Source organism: Winogradskyella alexanderae, assembly GCF_020166335.1.
Lineage (GTDB): Bacteria > Bacteroidota > Bacteroidia > Flavobacteriales > Flavobacteriaceae > Winogradskyella > Winogradskyella alexanderae.
Map to the genome: position 1 here is coordinate 66,456 of NZ_JAIUJR010000012.1, position 8,627 is coordinate 75,082.

An 8,627-nucleotide genomic window follows, 5' to 3' on the forward strand; every position below is an offset into this window, starting at 1 on the left:
AAGTCCTATATGATAAATAAGCCCTGCCATTTGGCAGGGCTTATTTATTTTATTTGTTCTATTAAGCTTGAATATCCATTCCAAGCACAAGAACTATCTTTAATTGTATAAGAACTGAATTCTGAGTTTACAACGTAACTATCAACAGTTGTACATCCGCCATAATTGTTGGTTCGATTTAGTAGTTGTCTTTCAAACTCAATTAATACGTTTAATTTATCTGCATTCAATAATATTTTAGGTTGTTCTTTGCCTTCAATTAGTCGATGAAGAAAGACAGAATCTCCACTGAAAGAAATATACATTTGTTCAGTAGTATGATGAAAGCATCCACTTGATTGAAAGATTAAAGACCATTCAATTTTATTTTCAAAACAATACGCTATAGAAGCCTCTGACTGTTGTGTCGTTGTGCCAACTTGAGCTGTAAGGACTGTTGTAAACAAAAAAACAAGAAATCTCATTCTAGGGTTTGTATTAATTCCGAATAAAGTTATGGCTTATTATACTAAAACAATAGAATCAATGAGTATACATAGGTTTTGAATGCGTAAAGTATTTGTTTTTAATCTAAACGCTCAAAGTCTATCCTATCTCCAACTTTAAGTTGCCATTCATCAGATAGCCCGCCATTAACTTCTAAAACATATTTAGCAGGAGCTTCAGATGGGAGTGAGGTTTCATCGAGTGGTTTAGCGTTTTTTTGAAAACTCACTATAGTTTTAGCTTCATCAATATATATGATGTCTAATGGGATTTTGGTGTTTTTCATATAGAAACTGCGATAGGAGACATCTGGGAAAATAAAGAGCATGCCTTGGTTCATTCCTAATTCGGTTCTATACATTAAGCCAGTTTGTGTTTCGTACTCGCTATCAGCAATTTCAATAGCAATAGTTTTAATTATCGAGTCCGAATCTGCCTTTATCAATTGGAGAGCGCCTTCTTTCTTGAAAGAAACTTTTACTTTTTCTTCTACCACATTTTCTTTTTCATCTTTGCAACCACTCACCAAAAAGAGTAGTACTAAGCAAAAAATAGGTTTTAGAGATAGTCTCAACAGCATTATTTTATGACTTTTTTGGGTTTGTATATAAACATAAAATAAAGCCCAATAAGTATAAAAGGGATGCTGAGCAATTGACCTGTTGAGAGTGTATTTCCAAAATACTCTTCAATACCACCTTGACTCACTTTTACATATTCTACGAAGAATCTTATGGTCCAAAGTAGTACTAAGAACAGTCCAAATAAGAAGCCTTGTTGTTCTGATTTTTTGGTTTTCCAATAGAAATAATACAGAATAATAAATACAAAGATATAACAGAATGCCTCGTATAATTGAGCAGGATGCCTTGGCTCCGTCTCACCCAACTGTTTAAATACAACTCCAAAATCACTGTTTGTGTATTTGCCAATAATTTCAGAATTAATAAAGTTTCCAATTCTAACAAAAACAGCACCTAAAGCAACCGGAATGACAATCCTATCTAATATCCAAAGCACCGATTTTTTAAGTATTTTTTTGTTATACAAATACATTGAAATAATCATGGCAATAGCTGCACCATGGCTTGCTAAGCCCTGAAAACCGGTAAACTCAAAACCACCTTTAAATTTGAAAGGCAAGAAAATACTAAAGAAATCTTCTGTTATAAGTTCAGATTGGTAGAAAATTACATGACCCAAGCGTGCACCAAGCATGATACCAACCACCGAATAAATAAAGAGGGAATCCAACGATTCTTCTGATTGATTTTCATTTTTATAAATACGCTTCATTATGTAGAAGCCTAAAACAAATGCTACTATCCACATTACACTATAAAAATGAAGCTTAAAAAAACCTAAGTCTAGGTACTTTAATGGGTCCCAGTCTATTTGTAATATATGCATAAACAAATTCTTTGTGAAGTAAATATACTATTTTGAAAGACTTTTATGGCGAGATTAACGTATTATTAATCTTCTTTTGGAGGAACAGGATCAAACCCTTTTCCACCCCAAGGCGACATAGCGAAAAAGAAAATGTACAGTGTACATTTTTAGCGACTGGGCGAGCTGGCGGGATGGGAAATTTTTAGTTGTCATCCTTCTTAGGAACAGGATCAAACCCTTTTCCACCCCAAGGATGACAACTAAAAATCCGTTTTATGGCCAATTTTCCGCCTTTTAACAAACCATGAACTTCCAATGCCTCCTTCGCATAATGCGAACAGGTTGGTTGGTACCGACATGTTGCAGGTGTTATAGGCGAAATAAAGATTTGGTAAATTTTAATTAAAAAAAGAAAAGGATATATAATAACTTTTTTCACAATTAGTTGGTCGTAAAAGTGGTGCCATCTTTACCATCTTGTAACTGAACTCCTGCATCGGATAGCTCATCCCTTATTTTATCAGAGAGCGCAAAGTCTTTATTCAGTCTAGCTTCCTTTCTTAAGTTGATTAAAATTTCTACTACACTTGTTAATTTATCACTGCCGGCAACTTCCTTATCACTGTTTTTTAGACCTAAAATGTCAAAAGTAAAGGCATGGATTGTAGTTTTTAACAACTCCAAATCTTCCTTGGAAATGGTTGCACTACCATCCTTGATTTGGTTTATAAGTTTAGCACCTTCAAATAGATTGGCAATTAAAATAGGTGTATTAAAATCATCATTCATCGCATCGTAGCACTTTTGTTTCCAGCTATTAATGTCTACAGATGACGACGAACTAGTTTTTAAGCTGTCAACTAAATTTATGGCATCCATTAATCTAAAATAGCCTTTTTCGCTAGCTAGCAGGCCATTATTTGTAAAGTCCAAGATACTACGGTAGTGTGCTTGGAGCATGAAGAAACGAGCTACACTTGGTAAAAATGCTTTGGAGATGTGCTCATTGTCGCCAGTGAATATCTCATTTGGTAATATATAATTACCAGTAGATTTTGCCATTTTTTTACCGTTCATTATCAACATATTAGCATGCATCCAATAGTTAACGGGAGATTTATGATTGCAGGCTTCAGCTTGTGCTATTTCACATTCATGATGTGGAAATTTTAAATCCATACCGCCACCATGTATATCAAATCGTTCACCTAAGTATTTAGTGCTCATTGCTGTACATTCTAAATGCCAACCAGGAAAACCATCGCTCCAAGGAGAAGGCCAGCGCATTATATGTTGTGGTTCTGCTTTTTTCCAAAGGGCGAAATCCTGTGGATTTTTTTTGTCAGATTGACCATCCAAAGCTCTAGTGTTATGGATTAAATCTTCAAGCTTGCGCTTGCTTAAAATACCGTATTCTTTAGATTCATTGTATTTATGAACATCAAAATAAACTGAGCCGTTAACCATATATGCAAAACCATTATCCATAATGGCTTTAATAATCTCAATCTGCTCTATAATATGGCCAGTAGCTGTTGGTTCAATACTTGGCGGTAAAAAGTTAAAGGTGTTAAGGATGTTGTGAAAATCAACAGTATAGCGTTGCACAACTTCCATTGGTTCAATAGCCTCTAATCTTGCTTTTTTGGCTATTCGGTCTTCACCTTCGTCTGCATCATTTTCTAAGTGACCGGCATCAGTAATGTTCCTTACATATCTTACCTTATAATCTAAGTGCTTTAAATATCTATAAATAACATCAAAAGACATAAAAGTCCTTACGTTTCCCAGATGTACATTACTATAAACAGTCGGTCCACAAACATACATGCCAACATAGCCTGGTATCAAAGGTTTAAAAACTTCCTTTTCACCGCTTAAAGAATTATAGATTTTTATGGTTTGAGAATCGTATAAAGGCATGATATAATGGTCAAAAAAACGTTGAGGTAAATCTATGACTAAGCTTTAGATTTAGCAAACTAAAATTTTGTATCTAATTGAATGTAGTCTAAAAATTCTCTACGAGTTTCTTTTTCTTTGAACTTCCCTCCAAATTCTGATGTGACCGTACTACTTTCAATATCGCGAATTCCACGAGAGTTAACACATAAGTGCTTGGCATCAATAACACAAGCAACATCATTGGTGTTAAGTACCTTTTGCAGTTCTTTTACAATTTGAATGGTAAGTCGCTCCTGTACTTGTGGTCGCTTTGCAAAATAGTCTACAATTCTATTCATTTTAGAAAGACCAACTACAGTACCATTTGATATGTATGCTACGTGAGCCTTACCTACTATTGGCAATAAGTGATGCTCGCAAGTAGAATAAACAGTAATATTTTTTTCTACCAGCATTTCGCCATACTTGTATTTATTTTCAAAGGTAGAGGCGCTTGGTTTTTTGTCTGGACTTAAGCCACCAAAAATTTCGTTAACAAACATTTTGGCAACGCGATTAGGCGTGCCGCTGAGGCTATCATCATTTAAATCTAATCCCAAGGTCTCCATGATGTGCCTGACATCGTCTTTAATGATATCAATTTTCTCCTCATTGGTCAGCTTAAAAGCATCTTTTCTCATTGGAGTTTCGCTAGATGATGATACATGGTCGTCACCTATAGCATCTATATCGTTAAAATCACTATCAACTCTCATAGTTTAAAATTTTATCACTCCTTAAAAGTGAGGTGCAAAGATACGTAATAAAAATAGTATCAAATAGGTAGGGAAATCATTATTATGACTGTTATATTAATAAATCCGTTCAATTACCTAATACCTATTCAAATAAATGGAGAAATACTAAAATTTTCTTAATTTTCAAAACTTTAATAAATATCCAATTATGAATCGATTCCTACTAAGAATCATTATGTCGTTTTTTCTGCTTTGTTCTTACGGAGTTATTGCACAAACGGCTAAGAATGTCCAATTTAATTCAGTCAACTATACACCAAATGTTAATGCTCCATTGACAACCAATGAATTAAACAAAATTAAAGAGGTTTATCAAGACCATACACAAGTTATGTTGAATGATGAGCACCAATTGAAAAGATTAAAACACTTATTAAGAAATCGATTAAATATAATGAGGTTAGATAAGAAGGATAAGCAACGTAACTATATTCCATTGTCTGAGATTGAATTATTTAATTATTACAATCCAAACTTAAAGAGAGACTTGGTTTTTGATATGTTTGGATTCAACCCTTTAAAATATAATTTAAACTTTTTCCCAACAGAAAATATGTTGTATAGAATAGATGGCACAAATTATTTTATCCAGGTTAAGTCCCAATTTCAATAGAACATCATGAAAAAATTACTCATACTATTAATAATAACCCTACCATTTTGTTTAAATGCACAAGATATTATTATGCAAAATGGAACATTCAATCAATGTTCAGCAGGATTTTTCTATGACTCTGGAGGCGAATTCGGACCTGCAGGAAATAATGAAAATTTAACTTTAACTCTATGTCCAGATAGTCCAGGATTCCAAGCTCAAGTAGATTTTACCTTTTTTCAACTTCAAGCTAACTTGGACTTTCTGACAATATACAACGGTCCAGATGCAACTTATGATGAAATAGGAACATTCACAGGTGTAACTGGTCCAGGATTAATTACGGCTTCATTGACTGAAATTAATCCAGGCGGATTACCAAATCCAGATGGATGCTTAACATTTGTATATACAAGTAATCCTGATGGACCATCTGCAGGATGGGAAGCAGAAATATCCTGTTTTGAGCCGTGCCAAAGTATTGATGCGATTTTAGTAGGTACAACACCAGCTACAAATGCTGAAGATATTATCAGAATATGTCAAGGGGATCAAGTAACGTTTGAAGGCGATGGTGTTTTTGGTGCTGATCCTACAGGAGCTACTTATACGTGGGATTTTGGTGATGGCACTTCTGATACAGGTCAAACGGTTACAAAAACTTATAATACTGAGGGTATTTACATTGTTAATTTGGCTGTAGGAGATGATAATCCAGCAGGCTGTAGTAGTACCAATTTAATTAACCAATTTGTTCATGTATCTACCAATCCAGACTTTACCGGATCTGCTCCTGCACAAGCCACTATCTGTTACGGTGAGCAAGTTGATATTGTTGGTCAGGTGCAAGGCGTCAACTTTGCAATTGACTGTGCCAATGGAGGTGTGCAAGCAAACCTTGGCTCTACTGCAGGTGCAACTTATGAATCAGAATTAGATTTAGACTGTTTTTTAGGTCAACAGATTACTGACCCAACCCAGCTAGAGAGTATATGTATTGTCATGGAGCATACCTATATTGGTGATTTAGAAATTATAGTAATTAGTCCAAGTGGGCAACAAGTAACACTACACAATCAAACCGGAGGTGGTACCTTTGTTGGAAATCCAATTATTTCTGATGGTACCGGTCCAGGTGAAGGTTGGGAATACTGCTTTTCTATGGATGGAACGCAGATCTTGAGTGCAGGTCCTACAATACCTGGTGGCACACCAACACCTGGTAATTCTGTAGATCCAAATGCAGGTCCTTTCTTACCCATAGGAGATTTTGCCGATTTTGTTGGTTCAGATATTAATGGACAATGGACACTTTTTATAGAGGACCATTTAAATATTGATGACGGTACTATTTTTACGTGGTCGTTAAATTTTGATGAGTCATTACTTGTTTCAGATTTTGCATTTACGCCTATAATTGATAGTGAGGGTTGGGAACCTAACCCAACTATAGTCGCAACAAATGGTAACATTATAACTGTTGCACCGCCAGATGCCGGAACGTATACTTATACATACACAACTGTAGATGACTTTGGTTGTACATACTCTGAAGATGTTTCAGTAGAAGTATTACCAGAATTGATAACTGATTTACCAAATAATTTAGTGATTTGTGATCCTGGAGCGCCACCTTATAATTTCGATTTAGAATTAAATACACCTGTTGTTACAGCAAATGCACCAAATGCTGGAGATTTAGTAGTGACCTACCATAATTCTCAAGCCGATGCAGAAAATGATGTTAATGCAATTCCTGTAACAAACAATTACTCGGGTACAGATGGCGAGTTCGTTTATGTTCGTATTGAGTATCTAGATTCTGGATGTAATGATGTGTATTCCTTTAGTTTGAATTTAACTAATCAACCAACGATTAACCCAGTGACCGATATTGAAGTTTGTGATGACGGTCTTAATGATGGAACAGAACTTTTCAATTTGGAATCTCAAACTTTAGGAATTCTTGGAGCACAAGACCCTAGTTCTTTTGAGGTGACCTTCCATTTAAGTTTTGCGGATGCTGATGGAGATGTAGGTGCATTGACAAGCCCTTTTCCAAATACAGTTAATCCTCAACCCATTTATGTCAGGGTTGAGACAGTTGGTGATGCGTCTTGTTATACAGCCTCTGCTACACCTGTTTTTAATCTAATTGTAAATCCAAGAGACGACGCTTCCTTCACAGTAACACCAACCTGTGATGGTGCCACAGTCAACCAACCTGTTGCAACGTCTGGAGGTACGTTTACATTTAATCCGGCTCCAACGGATGGCGCTACTATTGATCCTGTAACTGGTACGGTAACAAACGGATTGTCTGGCCAAACCTACACAATTGAATATACAACTAACGGTACTTGTCCTTCTGTGAGTGCTCAAACTTTTACCGTTAATGTAACAGATGACCCATCCTTTCAAATGATTCCAACTTGTGATGGTGGTACTGCTCAAAATATAGTAGCACCTGGAGGAACGTTTAGTTTTAATCCTGCACCTACAGATACTGCGGTAATAGATCCAAATACAGGTGAAGTGACATTGGCAACTCCTGGAGCAAGTTATACAGTTGAATATACAACTAATGGCATATGTCCTTCGAGCAGTACAGAAATACTGACAGTTAATCCTTTGGATGATCCAAGTTTTGATCTTAACCCTACCTGTGACGGCGCTACAACCAATAATATTGTAACACCAGGAGGAACTTTTAGTTTCAATCCAGATCCTGCTGACGGGGCAGTATTAGATACAGCAACAGGATCCATAACAAATGGTATTTCGGGAAGTACGTATTCTGTTGAATATACTACAAACGGAGTTTGCCCTCAATCTTTGATACAAACAGTAACAGTAACTCAGGAAGATGATGCTTCTTTTACTGTGGATGCAACATGTGATGGAGGTATACCAATACCAGGTCCTACCACAACAGCAGGAGGAACATATGCATTTGATGTACCACCAACGGATGGTGCGGTTATTGACCCTAATTCTGGTGAAGTTACAAACGGTACACCGAGTACAACCTATTCTGTGACGTATAGTACTACAGGTATCTGCGCCACATCCTCCACAGTTTCCTTTACCACTGATCCAATTGACGATGCTACATTTTCTGTCAATCCAACATGTGATGGAGGTATAGCTGTACTTGGTGCATCAGCAACATCAGGAGGAACTTATTCATTTGATATTCCACCAACGGATATGGCTGTAATCGATCCCATTACAGGAGTAGTATCCAACGGAACTCCGAGTGAAACCTATAGTATAACCTATACAACAAATGGTATTTGTCCAAATAGCAGTACAGTAACATTTACGGCCAATCCATTACCCACCGTTGTAACACCAACGCCGTTGGAGGTCTGCGACGACGACGTTCCCGACGGGGTCACGTCAATCGACCTCGGCCTTAAGGACTCTGAGATCACCGGGGGCAATCCCGG

At 36.4% G+C, this 8,627-nt stretch carries 8 protein-coding genes; 2 read left to right on the forward strand and 6 right to left on the reverse strand.

All coding sequences use genetic code 11. The annotated features are described in order from the left end of the window. Nucleotides 1–44: 44 nt before the first annotated feature. From LBU54_RS14610 to folE, 6 genes are all read right to left on the reverse strand, one after another. On the reverse strand, nt 45–464 hold the full coding sequence (locus LBU54_RS14610; RefSeq protein ID WP_224531735.1) for a hypothetical protein: 420 nt from the start codon (nt 462–464) through the stop codon (nt 45–47). Between the two features lie 101 nt (nt 465–565). Next, nucleotides 566–1,066 (reverse strand): DUF192 domain-containing protein, encoded by a 501-nt coding sequence (locus LBU54_RS14615; protein ID WP_224531737.1) that lies wholly within the window; start codon nt 1,064–1,066, stop codon nt 566–568. Further along, nucleotides 1,066–1,896 carry a prolipoprotein diacylglyceryl transferase gene (gene lgt, locus LBU54_RS14620; protein ID WP_224531747.1) on the reverse strand — a complete coding sequence of 277 codons (831 nt, stop codon included), beginning with the start codon at nt 1,894–1,896 and terminating at the stop codon, nt 1,066–1,068. Before lgt ends, LBU54_RS14615 begins: the two co-directional genes overlap by 1 nt. A gap of 184 nt (nt 1,897–2,080) precedes the next feature. After that, on the reverse strand, nt 2,081–2,317 hold the full coding sequence (yidD, locus tag LBU54_RS14625; protein ID WP_224531748.1) for a membrane protein insertion efficiency factor YidD: 237 nt from the start codon (nt 2,315–2,317) through the stop codon (nt 2,081–2,083). Nucleotides 2,318–2,319: 2 nt separating this feature from the next. Next, nucleotides 2,320–3,801 carry a cysteine--tRNA ligase gene (gene cysS, locus LBU54_RS14630; RefSeq protein ID WP_224531749.1) on the reverse strand — a complete coding sequence of 494 codons (1,482 nt, stop codon included), beginning with the start codon at nt 3,799–3,801 and terminating at the stop codon, nt 2,320–2,322. 59 nt (nt 3,802–3,860) lie between these two features. Further along, nucleotides 3,861–4,538 (reverse strand): GTP cyclohydrolase I FolE, encoded by a 678-nt coding sequence (gene folE, locus LBU54_RS14635; protein WP_224531750.1) that lies wholly within the window; start codon nt 4,536–4,538, stop codon nt 3,861–3,863. 190 nt (nt 4,539–4,728) lie between these two features. Here folE and LBU54_RS14640 point away from each other — a divergent pair, with 190 nt between their 5' ends. Further along, nucleotides 4,729–5,193 carry a hypothetical protein gene (locus LBU54_RS14640; protein WP_224531751.1) on the forward strand — a complete coding sequence of 155 codons (465 nt, stop codon included), beginning with the start codon at nt 4,729–4,731 and terminating at the stop codon, nt 5,191–5,193. A 6-nt stretch (nt 5,194–5,199) separates the two neighbouring features. After that, the coding region (locus tag LBU54_RS14645; RefSeq protein ID WP_224531752.1) for a PKD domain-containing protein at nt 5,200–8,627 on the forward strand (3,428 nt) is incomplete at its 3' end.